Below are 20,251 nucleotides of genomic sequence, written 5' to 3'. Positions count from 1 at the left end.
AGCTTCGCCGCCCATTTATCACCGGGGCCTCGTCAGACTGTCCTTCCGCCGGTCGGAGCGTGCGGCAGTGTGTCTCTGCCGCACAGCACCTCGTCCTGCCTAGCGTCACCTCCATGACGACGTTCAGCAGTTTCGCCGTGCACATCCCCGACGCCGACCTGGAGCCCGACCCCCTGGATCCCTCGCAGATCGTGCAGGGCACGCCCGAGGTGTCGGGGAAGGTCCTGTGGGAGTCGGAGGACGGCAGGAACATCCGGGGGATCTGGCAGATCACGCCCGGCGTCGTCACGGACACCGAGGCGGACGAGCTGTTCGTGGTGGTCAGCGGCCGCGCCACCATCGCCGTCCAGGACGGACCCACGTTCGACGTCGGGCCGGGCGACGCCTGCGTCCTGCGCGAGGGCGACCGGACCACGTGGACCGTGCACGAGACCCTGCGCAAGGCGTACCAGATCACGACGTCCTAGCGGCACGGGCCGGTGGCCGGGCAACGTACTGCGGTCCGCCGCGACAGTCCGCAGCACGCTGCCCGGTTCCGTATGTCCGGTCGGCTACCTTCTGGTGCGTACCCGCCCGAAACGGGCACCCAGGGACCACGACGGAAGGGCGCCCGTATGTCCAGCGACCCCCCGCACCCGTCCGCGGGCGATCGCCTCACCGGCGCCACCGGCATCACCGCCGCCCGCGCCGGCGACCCCGCGGCCGCACGGCTCAAGGAGCGGATCTACGCCACCATCACCCTGGCTGCCGTGATCGTGACCCTCGCCGAGGCGGACACACCCGGCCACAGCGAGTCCGCGATCACCGTCGCGGTGACCGCGCTCGGGATCTGGCTGGCCACCCTGGTCGCCGACGAGCAGTCGCACCGCGCCATGAGCGGGCGAGGGGCGACCTGGACCGAGGTCCGGACGGCACTGCACATCTCCAGCCCGCTGCTGCTCTGCGCGGTGGGGCCGCTGGTGCTGATCGGCATGTCGGCCCTGGGCGTCGTGGAGCTGGACACCGCCCTGCTGATCAGCGCCGGCGTGGAGGTCGCGACCCTGTTCCTGTGGGGCTGGCGGACGGGACTGCGGATGGGCAACGGTCCGCTGAGCGCCCTCGTCTCGGGGCTCCTGGACACCGCGATCGGGGTGGGAGTCGTGGGCGTGAAGCTCCTCGCGGGTCACTGATCCGGTGCCCTCGGATCTCCCGGACCGCGTTCGAAGATCCGGATCGAGGGCAGGTCCTTGTGCAAGGCCGCAGAGAGCACATCGTGTTGGTACGCCAGTCCGTTCGAGCGAGGAGGATTGCATGACCACGTACGTCATCACCATCCCGGGCACATTCCTGCGCGAGCTGAGCGAAGGGGCCAGGGCCGAGGTCGAGGAGACGCTGCGTCCCGCCGATCCGCAGCAGACGTCGCTCGGACGTCTGGAGGATCTCGACATTCTGACGATCAACGAGAACGGCACGTTCAGCATCCGTCTGGAGGTGGAGGCCGACGACAGCGGCGGCGCGGAGGCGCAGGCCAAGGCGGCCGCCGCGACAGCGCTCAGCCGCGCGGGCTTCACCGAGGACGACGCACCGCTCGGCCCGGCCGCGGTGACGGGCATCGACGTCTGAGGGCTGTCGTCCGGATCGGGCCGCAGCTGAGTGCCCGTGGGGTCGCCGGCCTTTCCCGTCAGGGATGGCGGCAGGCGTTGCGCTGGTCCCGCGCCGGCCGGTGGCCCGGTCCGTTCTTCCGCCGAGGGGGCGGGGACGACAGGATGTGCGCGGTCTGCGCCCGGTCCCATGCCCGCCCCCACACCTCGAGGTCGTCCTCGTCCGTGACGCCGCAGGTCTGGATGAAGGCCAGGACGAACTCGCGTCGCGGGTGGGCCCGTTGGGTGAGGACCCTGCCGATCGTGGCGTGCGGCAGCTGGCCGTGGCTGCCGGCCTGCCTCTCGAGATCCCGGTAGGGGCGGCTGCCGTCTCTGCGGTACAGCTCCAGCAGGGCGAGGTGGAGTCCGGCGAAGGTGGTGACGTAGTCGATCCGGAGGCGGCTCGCGCCGTGGCCGGGCCAGGTGCTGCGGGCGTCGTAGCGTGCGCCCTTCCACAGGCGTTCCGCCTCCGCCGGGTCCGCCCCGCAGACCTCGGCGAGCGCTTTGACGACCACCAGCCGGGGCACCGTCCGGCCCGATACGGCCCGGCTGAGCGTGGCCTTGCTGAAGTGGGTGCGCTGGGCCAGTTCCGTGTAGCTCACCTGGGCGTCCGCGCGGCGCTGTCGCAGCCAGCTGGCAAGGGCGTGCAGCGATGTGGTGCACGGCGCGATGGGATTCTCGGCGCGCCCCATACGACGCCCTCCTGGCTGGGAACGGAGGCGAGCCCGCGGTCTCTGGACGTGGGGTGGAGAACGCGCAGCGTTTTCCCGCCGCCGTCTCGGCATTTACAAGATCAGATTACCTGCCCGCAGAGTCGATTGTCGGCAGTTGCCGCAGGAGACCGGTGGCGGGGGACGCTGCGGCCCGAAGACCGCTGACTCCCACCGGGGACCGCGGACCTGCGCATCTGCCGACGGCCCGCCGATGGGGGAAAATCGGTGGTACCGGACGTCCGCGCCCCGGTCCGCCCGGTACCCGCGATCCAGGGAGTCCCCATGGAGCTGCATCTGGCAGGCAAGGTCGCCGTGGTCACCGGCGCGAGCAAGGGCATCGGGCTGGCGGTGACCCAGGGGCTGGTGGCCGAGGGCGTGAACGTGGTCGCGGGCGCCCGTACCCTCACCGACTCCCTCGCCGACCTCGCGGCCGGCCCTCAGGTCCGGCCGGTACTCGTGGACCTCGCGACGCCGGAGGGACCCGGCGGGCTGGTGGGCGAGGCCCTCGACCACTTCGGCGGGGTGGACATCGTCGTCAACAACGTCGGCGCGGTGCGCCCGCGGTCCGGCGGCCTCGTCTCCGTGACCGACGAGGACTGGTCGGAGTCGCTGACGATCAACTTCCTGAGCGCGGTGCGCACCACGCGGGCGGCTCTGCCGTATCTGATCGACCGCGGTGGCGGTTCCGTCGTGACCGTCAGTTCGGTCAACGCCTTCCTGCCGGATCCGTCCATCATCGACTACTGCGCGAGCAAGGCGGCGCTGTCCAACTTCTGCAAGGCCCTCTCCAAGGAGGTCGCGTCCCGCGGGGTTCGCGTCAACACGGTCAGTCCCGGCCCCGTGGAGACCGCGCTGTGGCTCGGCGAGGACGGGGTCGCGGCGACGGTCGCGGAGTCCAGCGGCGCCACGCCCGACGACGTGACACAGCGCGCCGCGGCGCAGTCGGCCACCGGACGCTTCACCCGCCCGCAGGAAGTGGCCGATCTGGTGCTGCTGCTGGCCAGCGACCGTACGGGCAACGTCACCGGCGCCGACTTCACGATCGACGGCGGTCTGATCACGACGCTCTGACGCCTCCACGTCCGTCGACCACCGGGTGGTATGCATGCCGGACGTACTCCGGTTACCACTGAACGCACGGCTTCGGCCAGGATGGGCCCCATGATCGAGATCCGCACACCCCGCCTCATCCTCCGCCGCTGGCACGACGACGACCTCGTACCCATGGCGGACATCAACGCGGATCCACGCGTCATGGAATGGATCGGCGACGGTTCGGTCCGTGATCTGGAGGCCACCGCGGACGACATCGAGCGGTGGGAGGAGGAGTGGGACGAGGAGGGCTTCGGTCTCTTCGCCGTCGAACTGCTGGCCTCGGGCGAGCTGATCGGCTTCGTCGGACTGTCCGTGCCCGAGTTCCTGCCGGAGGTGCTGCCGGCCGTGGAGATCGGCTGGCGGCTCGGTCAGCAGTTCTGGGGGCAGGGTTATGCGTCCGAAGCCGCCCATGCCACCTTGGAGTTCGCGCTGCAGGACCGCGGTCTGGACCGGGTCATCAGCATCGCCCGGCCCGGGAACGAGGCGTCGCAGAACGTGATGCGCAAGCTCGGGATGGAACCGGAACGCGAGACGGTCCACCCGGCGTACGGCCATGCACTGACCGTCTACGCCATCGACCTCACGGAATTCGCCGCCTGACCGCACGGGGCCCGACGCCCCGGTCTTCTTTCCCGCCCGCACCGGGACCGCGCCCCTTCCGCCCGCCCAGAAAGAGCACGCTCATGACCCTCACCACCCTGGACCCCACCACCGCGCTGGTGGTGATCGACCTTCAGCAGGGCATCGTCGGCAGGCCCGTCGCCCCGCACTCCGGTGCCGAGGTGGTCGCGCGCGCCGCGCGGCTCGCGGACGCCTTCCGTGCCCACCGCTCCCCCGTGGTCCTGGTCCGCGTCAGCTTCGCCGCCGACGGGGCGGACGCCCCGCCCGGCCGCACCGAAGCCGGCCCGCTCGGTGCCATGCCCGAGGGGTGGGACGTGATCGTGGACGAACTCGCGGGCGGCAGCCACATCGCCGTGACCAAGCACAACTGGGGTGCCTTCCACGGCACCGACCTCGATGTGCAGCTGCGGCGCCGCGGTGTCACACAGATCGTGCTGGCGGGCATCTCCACCAGCATCGGCGTGGAGACCACCGCCCGCGCCGCCTACGAGCACGGCTACCACGTCACCCTCGCCACGGACGCCACGTCCGACACCGATGCCGACGCGCACCGCAACAGCGTCGAGCACATCTTCCCGCTCCTCGGCGAGACCGGGACCACCCATGACATCATCACTCTCCTGGAGAAGACATCCGGCTGACATCCGCGACGGACTCCACCAGACCGATCGGCCACGGGGGCCGCACAGGGGCACAAGATCCTGCTGCGGTGCACGCGTTGCGCGTCAGTTCCTCCCGTCGAACGGGCATATGATTCGTCGGGCTTCGTACCCACAGCGCCTCGTCATGGCGGTGGTGGTGCGGGCCGGCACCCACAAGCGTCGGCGGAACGACCACGCCGCGTCGCACTTCATCCTCGGAAGGCCTGCATGACCACTGATGCGCCCCGGCGCGACGGCGACGAGCCGACGCGCAGCACCACAGCTGCCGCGGGTTACACGGATCTGTTCCGTGAGCCGCAGTACCTCATCGAACTTCCGGAGCTGGAGGAAGACGATGCGCTCCCCGGCCGGCTTCCTTCGCAGGCCTGACGCCTGTCACGGGCGCGTTCCGCACAGAGGAGCGGCCCGGCGGATGTCCGCCGGGCCGCTCCTCTGCGTTTCCCGGGCCGTGAGGCCGGTTCGCTCCCCGTGTCAAAGGGGGAACGTGCCGATCGCGGCTACTTCCCGCGGTAGGCGTCCCGGATCGTCTGGGTGAGGGTGTTGCCCTGCTTGTCGGCGACAACCGCCCGGAACGAAATCGCCTGTCCCGCCTGCGGGTTGCGCACGATCACCCCGCCGCCGACGACCGCGGCCTTCTTCCACGTCTTGCCGTCGTGACTGACGTGCACGACGAGCGAGGCGAGGTTCTTGCCCGCGCCGGCGCCCTGGACGCTCACCGGCACCCGCATCAGAGCTCCTGCCCTGGCGGTGGAGTCCGCCGCCAGGCGCGGCGTGAAACGGACGACGGAGACCGGCAGGGACTGCTCGGAGGCAGTGTGCCCGGAGGTGAACGTCCATGCGGCGCTCACCTCGGTCGCGGCGCTGGGGCCGCCACCTCGTACGGCCGACGCGGTCAGCCGGAACGTGCCCGTGTCCGCCGGAACGGTGACGCCCTGCCAGCAGTTCAGCATGTCCCCGGAACCGTCGACCTCGACGCCGTCGCGATACAGCGCCGTCGCGAGGGTGTCGGTGTCCGAGAAGCTCCAGTTGCCCGTGCCGTGCCGGAACAGGTCCAGGCAGCCCGTGATGGTGTCACCGTTCCGGACCACCCCCTGCGACTCGCCGAGCCCGGGGCCGAACACGCCGATGCCGAGGTCGTCGCGGTACGCCCGTCCTGCCTCGTACCGCTTGATCCCCGTCCCGTGCGAGATCTCCGGCGAGGAACCGGTGTCGTCCCACTGGTCCAGCCCGATGGCCCAGGTGGTACCGGCCGGGGCGCTGAGGAACAACGTGGCAGCCGCCGGAAGCGGCCGGGTCACGGACGGGCTGAAGATGGAGCCGAAGCTGTCGTCGATGAACGGCGTCGCCACGAGGGCTCCCTGCTTGCCGCCGACCGTGGCACCGAGCCGCAGGCCGACCCTGGCGAGCTCCGCCCGCTCGGCCTGCCGTTCGAACCCGGTGGCCAGCCGTGTCACCTTGCTGCCGTAGGCGAGGCGGTATTCGTTCGTGCCCCGCCGGTCGAATGCGTTGAACTGCTGGAACAGCGTGCCGTCCGTCGAGAAGTCCGGCCCCAGCTGGGCCGTCCGCATCGTCTCGAACGAGGGTCCGGTCATGCCGGCCGAGAAACCGTAGTCAGGGGTGTCGAGTTCGATGAAGGTCTCGGCGAACACCCGCTCGGCAGCGGGGTCCGGACCGGTGATGCTGATCGGCTTCGCGGTACGGGCGTCCAGGGTGACCGTCGTGTCCTCGGTGACCTCGAAGTGGGGTGCCGAGATCTGGCTCCTGCCCTCGTCCTCCTCGATGATCAGTGCGTCGAGGTAGTAGACACCTTTCGGCAGCCGCGCCGTGTAGGTGCCGCCCGCGCCTGCGGTCGCGTAGTCCGTACCTGGTGCGCCGAGCCCGGAGAGCCGGTTCAGCGAGGGCCAGTACTCCTTCGCCGGCCCACCCGTGCGGTCGAGGTGGCGGACCGTCACGTCGTAGGTCTCCACCTCGCGCTCGACCGCCGCCACGGTGCGTACGGTCCGGCCCGCACCCTGGGCCGTCACCGTCGCGCTGTACATGCCGTTCACCTCGCCGCCCGGCCGGGTGTCGGCCGTCAGGTCGACCGCGGCCGTGCCGCCCGCCGGCACGGTCAGCCGCTCCGCGCCGAGAGTGAACATGCCGGCGGGTCCCGGCTTCCCGTCGGGTCCGACAGCGGTCACCGAGAGGTCGAGCGTCAGAGGCTCGCCGCCGAGGTTGCGGTAGGTGAGCCTTCTGGTCTCCGGCTTGTCGTCGGCGTGCGGGTAGGCCTGACGGGCGAAACCGACGGATGTCGGCTCGGCGACGACCGACACCTTCATGGCCGCCGCCACATCGACACGGCCGCTGCCCTCCGCGAAGGCCCCCGCGCCACCGGGTCTCGCGCCGGCGACCAGCGCGGCCTTGAGTTCCGTGCTCGTCCACTGCGGATGCTGCTGCTTGAGGAGCGCGGCGGCTCCCGCGGCGTGCGGGGTGGCCATGGACGTCCCCGAGATGGTGACGTATCCGGGCGGCTGCTCCCCGACCTCGCCCGCGATCCTGCTGCCCGGTGCGGAGGCCGCGGTGATCTCCACTCCGGGCGCGGTGACGTCGGGCTTGACGGCTCCGCCGCCGGCGCGCGGGCCGCGGCCGGACGACGGCGCGATCACATCGCCCGTGTCGACCGACCCCACGGCGAGCGCGGCGTCCGCACTGCCCGGGGAGTCCAGAGTGCCGACGCCCGGACCGGAGTTGCCCGCGGCGGCCACGACGAGAATGCCGCGTTCGGCGGAGAGCCGGTTGACGGTCTCCTCCACGGGGTCGACGCCTGGGCTGTCCGGGCGGCCGAGGCTGAGGTTCAGGATGTCGGCGTTCTGGGAGGCGGCCCACTCCATCCCGGCGATGACGGCGGAGTCGCTGCCGTACCCGTCGTCGTCGAGCACCTTGGCGTCGAGGACGCGCGAGCCCGGTGCCACACCCCGGAACCTCTCCGCCGACCCGGCGCCCGTGCCGGAGGCGATGGAGGCCACATGGGTGCCGTGCCCGAGGCGGTCCTTGGTGTCCGCGGCCCAGGAGAAGTTCGCCTCGGCCGCCTGCCGGCCCTGGAGATCGGGATGCGTTTCGTCGACTCCGCTGTCCAGGACGGCGATCCGGATGCCCTCGCCGTCGTAGCCGGCTGCCCATGCGGCGGGGGCGCCGATCTGCGGAACGCTCCGGTCCAGGTTCGCCTTCCGGACGCCGTCGAGCCAGATCCGCTCGAGGCCGGGTGCGGCGCTGCGCTGCCCGGCGCCGCTCGCGGACGCCCGGGTCAGGGTCTTCCACGCACTGCCCGCGGACGCTGCGGGGACGGTGACCGCGTCCGCGTCGATCCGCGGGAAGGTACGGCGGACCGTGGCCGCGCCGTCCTTGCGCAGAGCGCTTTTCAACCCCTGGGCCGTGCGCGCCCCTGCTGTGGTGCCCTGGCTGCCGTAGGTGACAATCAGTGGCAGCCCGGTCCGCGCACTCCCCCGATGCTGGGCCCTGGTGAGTTCACCGACATCGAAGAGCCGTTCGTCGACGCGCCCCGAACGGATCAACTGCCGTGCGTCCTGGGGCAGCACAAGCGTGCGACCCTTCGTGCGTTCGATCCTGATCGGTATGTCGTCCCGCCCCTTGCCGGGCACGATCCGTACGGGTTCACCCGCCGCGTCGACACCCACCGAGTCACCCGTGACCAAGGTGATCCACCGTGCTACGGCGGCGTCCGCGCGGGCGGCCGAACTGCCCGACGCCGGCGATGCGGAGGCCGGAGCGGCGGCGGTCGGCGGGGCGGTGACCAGCCCGGCGACACACGCAAGCGCCACGGCCGCGACGACGGTACTCGGTCCGCTGTGTCTTCTGTGCAACTCTCCCCCTCAGAGAACGCTGAGCACATGAGAGACATGTGGCTCCTGTTGGGAAGACGCGGCCGGCGGTGCGGAATGTTTCACTTCCACATGCCCCGGGGTCACACAAATGGCCCTGACCTATGACGAGATGCCGATTAGGGCGTACGGCTGATAAAGCCCGGCCCCTGCAACCCGCCGCGGGAGTTACGCCTCCTGACACTCAGTGACACACACATCACAGGAGGCTCTCATGCACAGCTGGCACACCACGGACACGGCAGCGCCGCAGACGTCGCAGGAGATCGACCCGTACCGCTTCCCCGGTGCCTGGTACCTCGGAGGGCGCACGGTGGACACCCTCACGGACTCGGCCGGTGACTACCTCCTGCCGGCTCCGGACCCGAGGGAGCGCGTCCCGTACGTGCTGCCGATCGGCGACCAGCGCCGGCTGGAGGTGCAGACGGCTCTGACCGCCGCGGGGGTCGCACCCCGCCCCGGCGACTTCGCCGCCATCGACGCGCTGTGCGTTCTGGAGGACTCCGCCTTCAGCACGGTTCTGCGGTGGATCACGGGTGGCTGAGGGCGGGAACCGCGGTGTGCGAGCAGTGGTAGTTGAACGCTATACTGATGATGTCCGGCCCGGTGGTCCGTTCCCCCCGTGCGTACCACCGGGCCGGCTCTGCCGTGGGTCCCGGGCAGAGGCGAACAGCCTCTGCCCGGGACCTTTTGCGTTGCGGGGACGCGCCCCCGTCCTAGAAGGACAGGTTCCAGGCGTCGATCTTTCCGGTGTCCTGCGAGGCCACGTCACGCACGCGCAGCTTCCAGGTACCGGCGGCCACCTCGGACGACGCGTTCACCGTGTAGGTCTTGGCGACGTTGTCGGCGCTGTCGCTGTTCGGAAAGTCCTCCAGCGTGTAGACCGTGCCGTCGGGCGCCACGAGGGACAGGACGAGGTCGCCGCGGTAGGTGTGCTTGATGTCCACACCGACCTGGAGCGTGGCGGGTGCGTTCCCGCTGACGCCGGTCACCGGCAGCGAGGAGTCCACCGTGCCGTTGTCGGCGATGGCGACGTCCGTGGTGTTCTCGAAGTACTTGCCGGGCGGCGGCGTGCCGCCGACGGCCTTCAGGGCGTCGACCTGACCCTCACCGAAGAAGGCGTTGTTGGCGGTCGTTCCCGTGCAGCGGCTGTCGGACGGGCAGGCGATGTCCGTCGCCTGGGTGGCCAGCCTGCCACGCAGATCCGCCGGGGTGGAGCCGGGGTCGGAACTCGCCAGGAGCGCGGCGACGCCCGCCACGTGGGGCGAGGCCATCGACGTGCCGTTCATGTTGCCGTACTTGCCGCCCGGCATCGTCGAGTAGACGCCGGAGGCGCCGTCGCCGCCGGGAGCCGCGACGTCGATGATGTTCCGGCCGAGGTTGGAGTACGACGCCTTGACGCTGCCGTTGCCCATGGCCGCCACCGTCACCACACCGGGCAGTTCGGTGGGGATGTCGATGCACGCGTTGGTGATGGTGCGGGTGACCGGGGTCGAGTCGTTCGGGCTCGACGTGTCGGTCCGCTTGTTGGCGAGGTCGTAGTTGGAGTTGCCCGCGGCCGCGACCTGAAGTGAGCCCTTGTTCTCCGCGTACTCCTGCGCGCGCCTGACGCCCTCGATGATCGCCGCCTGGTCGGCGTTGTCCGGGCAGTTGAACATCCACGGATCCGTGTAGTAGCTGTTGTTGGTGACCTTGAAGCCGTGGTCACCGGCCCACACGAAGCCGCAGATGGTGTTCTCGGCGAAGAACATGCTGGTGTTCGGCTCGGCGATCCGGACGGACGAGATCTTCACGCCCGGGGCCACGCCGATGACGCCCTTGCCGTTCTTCGCGGCCGCGATCGTGCCCGCCACGTGCGTACCGTGCGTGCCGACGTCGCGCCAGGCGCCGGTCCGGGCGTCCGTCTTGCCGTAGGCGCAGGAGACGGAGTCGGCGGCGTTGAAGTTGGGCGCGATGTCCTGGTGCAGGTCGTCGACGCCCGTGTCGAGGACGCCGACCTTGACGCCCGCGGAACCGGTGCTGACGGCCCAGGCCTTGTCGGCCTTGATCTGGGTCATGTCCCAGCGGTTCGACTCGGTCAGCGTGGTCGGGGTCTGCGCCGGAGTGGCCGGCAACGCGGGGCTGTACGCGTCCGCGGGAACGTCCGAGGTCCGGGTGGCACCCACCTGCTGGACACCGCTCACGCCGCGCATGGTGGCGGCGAAGGCGGTGGACGTCGAGTGCGCCACGACGACACCGATCGCGTCGTAGTGCGCGAAGACCGTGCCGCCGTTGTTCATGACCGCGGTCCTCAGGGCCGAGGTGTCGCCCGGCGCGCCGATGACCAGGTACGCCCGGGTGCCGGCGGCCCATGCGGCCGTCGACGCCGGGGCCGAGAGTGCCGCGGTGCTCCCTGGTGCGGTCGCGGCTGCGGGAGCCGCGCCGGCGGGGTGCACGAACACTGCGGTCGCGCCGAGAGCGGCCACGGCCACGACCGAGCGTCTCAGGCGGCTGGATATGAGGGTAAGCAAGAGATCCTCCGTGGGCCCGGGACGCTGGTGGCGCCGACCGGGCGGGTCGGGAAAGGTGAACGAAACATGTCAGATCTCGGACCCGCATGGGAAGAGTTCGATCACACAAGTGCCCATGTCCGACAGGTGGTTGGTCGGCCTCCGTTTGTCGGCCCATGATGGCGACCGCCCCCGAGGTGGGGCAGGGGCAGATGGCATCGGCCTGAATCACTGACGCATCGGTAGTTTCAGCGGCCGATCGTCGGTGACCCGAAGGGGAGCCCGGCAACACAACAACTGCGAATGGAGGAGGCACTCTCCGTGGAGTACGAGAACTGGCGTCAGGCTGCTGCATGCCTCGACGAAGACCCCGACCTGTTCTTCCCCGTCGGCAACACCGGCCCGGCCCTGCTCCAGGTCGCCGAGGCCAAGGCGGTCTGCAACCGCTGCCCGGTCCAGCAGCAGTGCCTGGAGTGGGCCATGGAACAAGGCCAGGACTCCGGAGTGTGGGGCGGACTCGGCGAGGACGAGCGCCGGGCGCTCAAGCGCCGCAACGCCAGGCGTCGATCGGCGGCGGCCGCCCACTAGGGTCTGCCGTTCGGCCTGATCCGAGCGACAGGCCTCAGGGCTGTCCGGCCGCCCGGCAGGGGCCGGACGACTGGCCCCTGGGCTGGCGGAGCGCCAGGAGGGCCCTCACCCGGTGAGGTGACGGGTCACTCCTCGCTCCGGCCCTCTCGCCTCGCGCGGCCCGGCCGATGTCCTACGACACGGCGCGGCCGCCCGCACGGGCACGGCGCGCCCCGCCGACGGCCTGCCGGCCCCCGCTGCGACTGCTGCGATCCGCCGGTGCCCATTACGGCCAGAGCAGATGCTGCTGCCAGATGCTGTCCGCTTCGTCCCGTTCGTAGCGCACCCGCGTATGGATCCGGCTCGCGTCGGCCTGCCAGAACTCGATCTCGGTGGGCACGAGCGTGTAGAGGGTCCACGACTCGGCGACCAGCCTCGGTTCCCGCTCGATACGGGCCAGGGACTCCTTCACTCCCAGGTCACGCTCTTCGAGGCTGCTGAGATGCCTGCTCTGGCAGCCGAGCAGGGCCTCCGCCCGCGCCGTGTCCGACCGGGCGAGATAGTCGGCGGCGCTGCGGTCGGCCGACTCGGGCGCGACCGCACCCCGCACGCGGACCTGGCGCCCCTGACCCGGCCAGTAGAACGTCAGCGCGGCGGAAGGACGGTCCGCCAGCTGCCGCCCCTTGGGACTCTCGGCATGTGCGGCGAACTGCCACCCCTCCACCGCGTCCACATTCTTCAGGATCAGCATCCGGGCGTTGGGCTCCCCGAGCGCGTCGACGGTGGACAGGGTCATCGCGTGGGGTTCCGGTACGCCGGCCTCGACCGCCTCCGCCAGCCACCACAGGAACAGTTCCACCGGCTCGCCCGGCGCGTTCGCGGGGTCGAACTCCGGCAGGGGTCCGGCAAAGACCTCCAGACCGCGCAGCCACTCCCGCACGCTCCCGGTCCGCTCACTCTCCGACACCGCAACCTCCCGAAATCGCCCCGTATATCCGCACTGCGAATCCTATCTACGGACGGGCATACGGCTCAGGGGGACCGGCGAGTCGGCGCGCAGCAGAGGGCCGGGAGTCCCCTACCGCACCCGCTCACGGTTCGCGACCGAGCACCACACCGCGCCCGGCGTAGTACCTGTCCAGCACCGCCCACGGCACTCGGGCGAACTGCTGGGACCGGCCGGGGAAGCCCGACGGATTGTGGATGAGGAGGTGCTCGTCGGTGACGCCGACGGCGAGTACCAGATGGCCACCGCGGCCCGGGGGCGACGCGTCCAGTTCGCGGACCGACGGGTGCACGGACAGCATCAGCAGCCGTCCGGCGGCAACCAGCTCCGGGATGTCGGTGGCGGGCAGGTCGGGGCGGGACTCCGCGTAGAGGCCCCACCGGCGTTCGGCGTAGGCGGCGAAGGGTGCGTAGATCAGGCCGTCCAGGCCGTCGTCGCGCCGGACGTAGGCGCCTGCTTCGACACATTCGGCGGCGAGGGCCATCGGAGTGGGCGCGGTGCCCTGCCAGAATTCGAGTGCCATACGCAGGCAGGCCACTCCGCACAGCCGCCAGGACCACCAGGCGTACTCCTCCGGGCTCTGGGCTCCGTACTTGGGCCACAGCGGATCATCGGCGGCGGTCATGGCCCCGGAAATGATGGCGGGCACCAGGTCGGGTGACGCCCATTGGGCGTGGTACGGAACGGCGTGCTGAATCGCCGGGTGATCGGCCATAGGGCTTCAGTCTGCCGGACGGGTGCCGTCGGGCCGGCGGACGGGTTCCCGGTGGGGAGGAAACGGAACCGGCCGGGGGTGGGGCCGGACGGTCCGGTCGAGCAGGACCGACCCGGCCGGACCGTACACCCGAACGAGGCCTGTACGAGGACAGGGTCCGATGGCCCGGATCGGGGAGCGCACACACCCGCCCCTGCCCCGCTCCGGCGTGCGCCGGCTGAATCCCCGGGGGGCGTAGGGGGTACGCCCCCTCGTCTCGTGCGAAAACACGCTTCCCGCCCGAGGGCGAGCGGAGGGACTTGTTTCGGACTGTCACGGCGGCACATGCCCCACCTACGGTCGCTTCCACTGCACCCACCGCGGTGAACTGCCGTACTGCGTGCGCCCATCGACCGTGAGGGGTACCTCTCGTGCGCAGTCTCAGACACGCACTCCTGCCGCTGGCAACCGCCGCCATGCTGGCATTGGTCGGGGCAGGTCCAGCCGTCGCAGGACCCGCCGCCCAGGCCGGGCCCGGATCCGAAGCAGACGTTCCCGGCGGGACCGCGGCCACCACCGGGCACACACCGCGCCTCGCCGGTGGTGCGGCGGTCGACTCCACGGCCGACGCGGCGGCGCTGGCCCGCCACTGGACACCCGAGCGGATGAGAACGGCCATCCCCCTCGACGGACCGCGGACTTCGCCCGGTACGGCACAGAGCAGGCCCGGACCCACCGGACGTCCGGGGTCCACGCCGTCGGCCGCTGGGCGCACGGACACCCTGAGGCCGCTGGTGACCGAATCGGCCGCGGTCGGCAAGGTGTTCTTCACCGACCCCGGCAACGGGCTCGACTACACCTGCTCGGCCAGTGCCCTCAACAGCAGCTCCAAGCAGATGCTCATCACGGCCGGGCACTGCGTGCACGGCGGCAGCGGCGGTACCTGGATGACCAACTGGACCTACGCACCCCGCTTCCGTTCGGGTGCCCGCCCCTTCGGCACCTTCGCGGCCAAACAGTTCCGCACCTTCAACTCCTGGATCAGCAGCAGCGACAAGGGCCGTGATGTGGCCATGGTGACCACATGGCCCCTCAACGGCAACAAGATCGTCAACGTCACCGGCGGTCACGGTCTGAGCTGGAACTACTCGCGCGAGCAGGCCATGACGGTCATGGGATACCCGGGCAACCGCGACAACGGGCAGCTCCAGTGGGCCTGTACGGGCACCACGCGAGCGGTCGGCGACGGCCGGCTGGAGCTCCGGTGCGACTTCGGCGGCGGGTCGAGCGGAGGGCCTTGGCTGCGGGAGTTCAACGACGCAGGCGGGCTGGGACAGGTCAACGGGGCGATGAGTACGCTCGCCACCGGAGGCTGGAACCGGAGCTCGTACTTCGACGACTCGGTCAAGGCCATGTTCGACGCCCAGGGCAGCGTCACCTGACACCCCGACAGGGCCCGGCCCGCCGAGGAGCGTTTCCATGCGTCGCAGGACAGTCGGCCGATGGGCAACCGCAGCCGTCCTGCTCGCCGCTGTCGTGGCGGTGGCCGCGTGGCGCTCCGCCGCCGGGGCACCGCCTCCCGGCACCGAGCCGGACTCCGGGAGCACCCGTGGCGATGTGCTCCCCGGCCCGGACGTGGTGGCCGAGGTACGGGACTACTGGACGCCGGAACGGATGAACGACGCCCGGCCGGCGCCCATGCCGGAAGACGACTGAAAACCGACCGGAGCGGGCCGGACGGGCGCGGGTGAAGCTGCGGGGACCAGGTCCCCGCAGCCCTGCGCCCGTCCGGCCGTCACACGCTCCGGCGTCGGGCACGCAAGCAGCCGGCTATGGGAACCGCTCGTGGGACTTGTCGGCCGGGACACGGTCGAAGCGCCGTTCCCTGGCCCGGTACAGGGCGTCCGAGAATTTGTTGACCGCCCAGATGAACCCGAGTGCCAGCAGGATGAACGGGACGACGAAGAGGCAGGCCACCATGAGGAGCGGCAGCCACTGAAAGGCAGGTGCGCTGCTCTGGAACAGCGGCCCCGCGGCTCCTCCTGCGGCTCCGACGGCCGGTACGAGCACCGCGGTCATCAGCACCAGACGCCAGCGAGGCCGCTCGTCGCCCTCGGGCGACTGCCTGCCGCTGTCGCCGTACGGCGGTTCGGGCCCGCTGCTCCCCCTCATGAGGTTGCATTGTGCAGCATCTTCCTCCGTCCGGAGGAACGTACGTTCCGGTTCACGCATCAGCGGCGGAGCCAGGGCGCCCACCCGGGGCATGCCCCTCGTGTAGCTAGGAGTCCGGGTCGGAGTCCCCGCCGGAATCCCCGTTGTCGTCGGAGTTCCCGTTGGAGTTCAGGTGCTCGGCGCGGAGGGCCAGTTCGCGCAGGACGTCGTTCGTCGTGATGTTGTCCCGTCCGGAATCGTGGACCTGGGCCAGTTCCACGAAGGCCAGGGTGAAGGCTCCGACGAGTTGGTGGATCGCTCCGCCGACCTTCTCGGCCACGAGGTTCGCGATCTCCTCGTGCGTCGCGTCCTCCGGGATGCGGATCCTGGGCAGCGTTTCGCTGAGCAGTGCGGTGATGACACTCGGGTCGCTCCCGATGTCGCGCTCCTCGTCCTCCTCGAGGATGCGCCGCCAGTCGGTCATCTGGGTGAGGATGCCGATCACACGCTTGAGGACCTCGCTCTGTTCCATTCCGGAAGCATAGGAAGCTCTGCGCCTGTCCGGGCGATCTTGGCGGAGCTGCGGCGACAGCCGTCGTGCCGCCCGCAGTTCGCGGATCCCGCTCACGACTTCGTGACCGCATCGGCGCGGCGCGACCCCGACCGGGCGCAGCAGAGCCGGCGGGACGGCCACCGCGGCGCACCGATGGAGTGGCAACGCCCGTGGGGCACGCGGCCGTCGCCTTTGTGACATGTCGCATCTGTGCCACGTGATGTCAGTGACATGCCTCGTGACCTCGGCGGATTCTGTCGTTCATCACCCGACCACCACCCGCTCGAAAGGTGTTTGCCTGATGAGATGGATTCGTCGATCAGCGGCGATATCGACCGTACTGATGGTCACCGTCGGAGGCGTGACGACCGCCTCCGCCGGAACGCCGCCGGACGGGCACTCGCCGATCGCCGACCGCGAGATCTCCGCCACCGTACGGCTGATCACCGGTGACCGGGTGACCGTGACGACGGTGCCGGGAGGCAGACAGGTCGCGTCGGTACGGCCAGGACCGGGGCGCGAGCGCATCTCCTTCCGCACCGAGGAAGGCGGCGACAAGGCCCTGACCGTCATCCCCTCCGACGCCCGGTCGTTGGTGACCGCCGGCACGCTGGACCGCCGGCTGTTCGACGTCACGGCGCTGATCGCGGCGGGCCTCGACGAGAAGCGCTCCTCCTCGCTTCCGCTGATCGTCTCGTCCGAGTCGTCACCGGCTGCGAAGAAGGACGCGCGGATGACGCGGGCCACCTCCGCCGCCGCCGACCGGCTGATGGCCTTCCGGGCCACCAAGACGCCCGTCTACGACCTGGACAGCATCAACGCCCGGTCGCTGAGGGTCGGGGCGGGCGAACTCGGCCGCTTCTGGAGCACGCTGGCATCCGCCACGGGCTCCGACGCCGCCCGCGCCGCCGTCACTCCGCGCATCTCGCTGGACGGCAAGGTCAGGGCCGTACTGGACCGCAGCACCGGTCAGATCAACGCGCCCGCCGCGTGGAAGGCCGGCTACCACGGCAAGGGCGTCAGGGTGGCGGTCCTCGACACCGGCGTCGACGACAAGCACCCGGACCTGTCCGGACGTATCGCGCAGGCCAAGGACTTCTCCAACAGCGGCAGTACCGGCGACCGCTTCGGTCACGGCACGCATGTCGCCGCGACCGTCGGCGGTACGGGTGCCGCCTCCGGCGGGTCCATGCGCGGTGTCGCGGCAGAGAGCGAGCTGATCGTCGGGAAGGTGCTCGACGACAGCGGGTACGGGACCGAGTCCTCGGTCATCGAGGGCATGGAATGGGCGGCCGCCCAGGACGCCAAGGTGATCAACATGAGCCTCGGGGGCGGGCCGACCGACGGCACCGACCCCATGAGCCAGGCCGTCAACGCGCTGACGGCGTCCACCGGCTCACTGTTCGTCATCGCCGCCGGCAACGACGGAGGCAGCGGCCAGTCCACGATCGGCTCGCCGGGCACCGCCGACGCCGCGCTGACGGTGGGCGCCGTCGACCGCGACGACTCCCTCGCCGGCTTCTCCAGCCGCGGACCCAGGCTCGGCGACGGGGCGGTCAAGCCCGATGTCACCGCGCCCGGTGTCGGCATCGTGGCCGCCCGCGCGTCCGGCACCGCCATGGGCTCGCCGGTCAACGCCAACTACGTGGCGGCGTCCGGCACATCGATGGCCACACCGCACGTCGCCGGTGCCGCGGCGATCCTGGCGCAGCAGCACCCCGACTGGAGTGCCCAGCAGCTCAAGGACGCCCTCATCAGCACCTCGAAGACGGTGTCGGGCACCAAGGTGACCCAGCAGGGCGGCGGCCGCATCGACCTCGCGACGGCCATGGGGCCGCTGACGGCCTCCGGTTCCCTCGCCTTCGCCCCGGTCCGGGCCGGCGAGCGGAAGGGGCAGACGCAGACGGTCGCCGTGCGCTACGCCAACACCGGCAGCCGGCCCCTCACGCTCGACCTCGGCGTCAGCCTGGCCACCGATGGCGGTCAGGCACCCGCCGCGGGCGCGGTGCGCCTCGGTTCGGCGTCGCTGACGCTCGCCCCCGGAGCCGAGGCGGAGGTGCCGCTGCACCTCGACGCGGCCGGTGTGAGCCGCGGGAAGTACTACGGCTACGTCACGGCGAAGTCCTCGGACGGCACGGTCCAGGCGCACACCACTGTCTCCCTCCAGGTCACCGGCCGGCAGCACGTGCTCACCGTGGTCCCGCGCGACCGTCAGGGCCGGCCCTCCGGCAGCGACGGCCTTCCGAACATCTGGGGCCCCGCCGGGTACGTGAGTTACACGGACCTGGAGAAGGGTGTCGCCGTCGTCGAGGAGGGCACGTACGTCCTCCAGGGCGGCTTCTTCTCGGAGAGCGTGAACGGCGGTGAGGCGGGCGAACTCATCGTTCCCGAGGTCAAGGTCACCAAGGACACGACGGTGGCGTTCGACGCCTCCGACGTCACCGAGGTGACGATCCGGACCCCGCGCCCCGCCGAGCAGCGCGGCTTCCTGAGCACCCAGTTCTACCGCGAGTTCGAGGGTGAGAGGAGGAGCTGGGGCCTCCAGATGTTCGACTCGATCAAGCGGGTCTACGTCAGCCGCACCGCCCCGGTCACCGAGGGCGCGTTCGAGTTCAGCTCCCGCTGGCAGCTGACCGCGCCTCAGCTGGAGGCCAGGGTTCCCGGCATGTCCCGGCCGCTCGTCCCGTACTACGAGCAGGACTCGCCCGTCTTCGGCGACCGGGGTGCGCGGCTGAGTGCCGTGAACGCGGGCACCGGGACCGCACCCGACTTCCGTCACGCCCGCGGCAAGCTGGCTGTCGTCCGCGTGGAGCCCTCCGACGACACCCGGGCGCTGGCGCGTGCCGCGAAGTCCGCAGGCGCCAAGGCGCTGATGGTCGCCTGGCCCGAGGGGATCATCCACTGGACGCGCTGGCGTCCCGATACCGAGCGCATGGCCGTACCCACCATGCGAGTCTCCTCCGCGCAGGGTTCGGAGCTGCTGGAGCGCGCGAAGAAGGGCGCCACGGTGGTGTTCTCGGGCACGGAGCACAGCCCGTACCTCTACGACGTCATGCAGGTGGCCAAGGGACACGTGCCCGACAAGCTGGTGCACACCGTCTCCGAGCGGGAGAGTGCCGTCATCCGCAGTGCCTACACGCAGACGGGTGCCTCGTCCTGGACGAGCGAGCAGCGGTTCGGATGGCGTCCGTACCAGAACACCGCCTGGGACGTCTCCAACCGGCACACGCCGGTCGGCCGCGAGCGCGTCGAGTACGTGAGCGGCGGCGACACCCTGTGGGACCAGGTCGTCCACCACAACGTCATCGACTCCCCCGACCGCCCGCTGGCTGCCGGAATGATGAACATGCCGCGTACCTACCGGCCCGGCGAGAAGGTGTCGGAGCGCTGGTTCGGGGCTGTGACCCGGCCGTCGATCCCCCGCGGAGCGGGTCGGGCTTCGGTGCGCACAGGTGACACCCTGTCCGTCTTCATCCCGGAGTTCACCGATTCCACCGCCGGTCACTACGGGTTCGCCGAGGCTCCTGCCTTCCCCGGCGGCGGTGTGGGTGGCGCGCGTGCGGCGAATGACCTCGCCGACACGACGCACGCGGTCCTGTACCGCAACGGGCAGCTGGTCGAGGAGTCCGACAACGGTGCCTGGGGCGACATCGAGGTGCCCGCGGGCGATGCCGAGTACCGGCTCGACCTGACGACCGCCCGGACCTCGGACGACTGGCGCTTCGGCACGGGCACGCGGACGTCGTGGACGTTCCGTTCGGGCACGGCCGCCGGTCCGGTGCGGCTGCCCCTGCTCCAGGTCGACTACTCGGTGGCGACCGACCTGTTCAACGCGGTGGTTCCCAGCCGTACCCACGCCCTCGGGATCAACGTCCGGATGCAGGACGGCATGCAGGCTCCGCGCGGCACGTCGGTGAAGGTCGAGACGTCCTACGACGGTGGCCGGACCTGGACCACCGCCACCACTGCCCGCAAGGGCGACGGCTTCACGGCCACGGTGAAGCGGCCGGACCGGGTGCGCTCCGACGCCTACGTCACCGTGCGCGTGACCGCGAAGGACGCGGCCGGCAACAGCGTCCGCCAGACGGTCGACCGCGCCTACCTGCACCCCGCCGCTCGGTGACGGCGCCCCAGGGTCTGTCGTTCGGAACCCCGGCAGGATCCGAACGGCAGACCCTGGGCACATCCCCGCGGACCGCGGCG

Annotated in this window: 19 protein-coding genes; 12 read left to right on the top strand and 7 right to left on the bottom strand. The window is 70.8% G+C overall.

What is annotated here, in order from left to right:
• Positions 1-113 precede the first annotated feature (113 nt).
• The 3 genes from RPQ07_RS35055 to RPQ07_RS35045 all read left to right on the top strand — a co-directional run bounded on the left by RPQ07_RS35055 (position 114) and on the right by RPQ07_RS35045 (position 1,602).
• A complete protein-coding gene (locus RPQ07_RS35055) occupies positions 114-467 on the top strand; it encodes a cupin domain-containing protein (RefSeq protein WP_313948289.1) in 354 nt (117 codons plus the stop codon).
• A gap of 147 nt (positions 468-614) precedes the next feature.
• Entirely contained in the window at positions 615-1,169 is a 555-nt protein-coding gene (locus RPQ07_RS35050) for a hypothetical protein (protein ID WP_313948288.1), read from the top strand.
• 121 nt (positions 1,170-1,290) lie between these two features.
• Positions 1,291-1,602, top strand: a complete 312-nt coding sequence (locus RPQ07_RS35045; RefSeq protein WP_313948287.1) for a hypothetical protein — start codon at positions 1,291-1,293, stop codon at positions 1,600-1,602.
• A 58-nt stretch (positions 1,603-1,660) separates the two neighbouring features.
• Here RPQ07_RS35045 and RPQ07_RS35040 read toward each other — a convergent pair whose 3' ends face one another.
• On the bottom strand, positions 1,661-2,311 hold the full coding sequence (locus tag RPQ07_RS35040) for a helix-turn-helix transcriptional regulator (RefSeq protein ID WP_313948286.1): 651 nt from the start codon (positions 2,309-2,311) through the stop codon (positions 1,661-1,663).
• A gap of 303 nt (positions 2,312-2,614) precedes the next feature.
• Between RPQ07_RS35040 and RPQ07_RS35035 the strand changes: the two genes are divergently transcribed.
• The 4 genes from RPQ07_RS35035 to RPQ07_RS35020 all read left to right on the top strand — a co-directional run bounded on the left by RPQ07_RS35035 (position 2,615) and on the right by RPQ07_RS35020 (position 5,079).
• Entirely contained in the window at positions 2,615-3,403 is a 789-nt protein-coding gene (locus tag RPQ07_RS35035) for an oxidoreductase (protein ID WP_313948285.1), read from the top strand.
• Positions 3,404-3,493: 90 nt separating this feature from the next.
• Positions 3,494-4,027, top strand: coding sequence for a GNAT family N-acetyltransferase (locus tag RPQ07_RS35030; RefSeq protein WP_313948284.1), 534 nt, complete (start codon positions 3,494-3,496; stop codon positions 4,025-4,027).
• Positions 4,028-4,110: 83 nt separating this feature from the next.
• A complete protein-coding gene (locus RPQ07_RS35025; protein ID WP_313948283.1) occupies positions 4,111-4,689 on the top strand; it encodes a hydrolase in 579 nt (192 codons plus the stop codon).
• A 228-nt stretch (positions 4,690-4,917) separates the two neighbouring features.
• Complete coding sequence (locus RPQ07_RS35020) at positions 4,918-5,079, top strand: hypothetical protein (RefSeq protein WP_313948282.1); 162 nt, start codon at positions 4,918-4,920, stop codon at positions 5,077-5,079.
• A gap of 128 nt (positions 5,080-5,207) precedes the next feature.
• Here the strand turns inward: RPQ07_RS35020 and RPQ07_RS35015 are convergent, their stop codons facing one another.
• Complete coding sequence (locus tag RPQ07_RS35015) at positions 5,208-8,528, bottom strand: S8 family peptidase (protein WP_313948281.1); 3,321 nt, start codon at positions 8,526-8,528, stop codon at positions 5,208-5,210.
• Between the two features lie 274 nt (positions 8,529-8,802).
• Here RPQ07_RS35015 and RPQ07_RS35010 point away from each other — a divergent pair, with 274 nt between their 5' ends.
• Complete coding sequence (locus RPQ07_RS35010; protein WP_313948280.1) at positions 8,803-9,132, top strand: hypothetical protein; 330 nt, start codon at positions 8,803-8,805, stop codon at positions 9,130-9,132.
• A gap of 172 nt (positions 9,133-9,304) precedes the next feature.
• On the opposite strand, the gene RPQ07_RS35005 is transcribed toward RPQ07_RS35010, so the two are convergent.
• Complete coding sequence (locus tag RPQ07_RS35005) at positions 9,305-11,059, bottom strand: S8 family peptidase (protein ID WP_413777864.1); 1,755 nt, start codon at positions 11,057-11,059, stop codon at positions 9,305-9,307.
• A 321-nt stretch (positions 11,060-11,380) separates the two neighbouring features.
• On the opposite strand from RPQ07_RS35005, the gene RPQ07_RS35000 reads away from it, so the two are divergent.
• Positions 11,381-11,665 (top strand): WhiB family transcriptional regulator, encoded by a 285-nt coding sequence (locus RPQ07_RS35000; protein ID WP_313948278.1) that lies wholly within the window; start codon positions 11,381-11,383, stop codon positions 11,663-11,665.
• A 265-nt stretch (positions 11,666-11,930) separates the two neighbouring features.
• Here RPQ07_RS35000 and RPQ07_RS34995 read toward each other — a convergent pair whose 3' ends face one another.
• Both RPQ07_RS34995 and RPQ07_RS34990 read right to left on the bottom strand, forming a co-directional pair.
• A complete protein-coding gene (locus RPQ07_RS34995; RefSeq protein ID WP_313948277.1) occupies positions 11,931-12,611 on the bottom strand; it encodes a pyridoxal 5'-phosphate synthase in 681 nt (226 codons plus the stop codon).
• Between the two features lie 124 nt (positions 12,612-12,735).
• Positions 12,736-13,365, bottom strand: coding sequence for a C39 family peptidase (locus RPQ07_RS34990; RefSeq protein WP_313948276.1), 630 nt, complete (start codon positions 13,363-13,365; stop codon positions 12,736-12,738).
• A 410-nt stretch (positions 13,366-13,775) separates the two neighbouring features.
• On the opposite strand from RPQ07_RS34990, the gene RPQ07_RS34985 reads away from it, so the two are divergent.
• Both RPQ07_RS34985 and RPQ07_RS34980 read left to right on the top strand, forming a co-directional pair.
• On the top strand, positions 13,776-14,786 hold the full coding sequence (locus tag RPQ07_RS34985; RefSeq protein ID WP_313948275.1) for a trypsin-like serine peptidase: 1,011 nt from the start codon (positions 13,776-13,778) through the stop codon (positions 14,784-14,786).
• Positions 14,787-14,823: 37 nt separating this feature from the next.
• On the top strand, positions 14,824-15,060 hold the full coding sequence (locus RPQ07_RS34980; RefSeq protein WP_313948274.1) for a hypothetical protein: 237 nt from the start codon (positions 14,824-14,826) through the stop codon (positions 15,058-15,060).
• Positions 15,061-15,174: 114 nt separating this feature from the next.
• Here the strand turns inward: RPQ07_RS34980 and RPQ07_RS34975 are convergent, their stop codons facing one another.
• Both RPQ07_RS34975 and RPQ07_RS34970 read right to left on the bottom strand, forming a co-directional pair.
• Positions 15,175-15,516, bottom strand: a complete 342-nt coding sequence (locus RPQ07_RS34975; RefSeq protein ID WP_313948273.1) for a hypothetical protein — start codon at positions 15,514-15,516, stop codon at positions 15,175-15,177.
• Positions 15,517-15,622: 106 nt separating this feature from the next.
• Positions 15,623-16,027, bottom strand: a complete 405-nt coding sequence (locus RPQ07_RS34970) for a hypothetical protein (protein ID WP_313948272.1) — start codon at positions 16,025-16,027, stop codon at positions 15,623-15,625.
• Between the two features lie 322 nt (positions 16,028-16,349).
• Between RPQ07_RS34970 and RPQ07_RS34965 the strand changes: the two genes are divergently transcribed.
• Positions 16,350-20,171 carry a S8 family peptidase gene (locus RPQ07_RS34965; RefSeq protein WP_313948271.1) on the top strand — a complete coding sequence of 1,274 codons (3,822 nt, stop codon included), beginning with the start codon at positions 16,350-16,352 and terminating at the stop codon, positions 20,169-20,171.
• Positions 20,172-20,251 lie beyond the last annotated feature (80 nt).

The sequence above is a fragment of the Streptomyces sp. AM8-1-1 genome (assembly GCF_032229325.1).
Classification (GTDB): Bacteria; Actinomycetota; Actinomycetes; order Streptomycetales; family Streptomycetaceae; genus Streptomyces; species Streptomyces achmelvichensis.
Note: the sequence above shows the minus strand (reverse complement) of the source record. Positions and strands in the feature narration are given on the sequence as shown.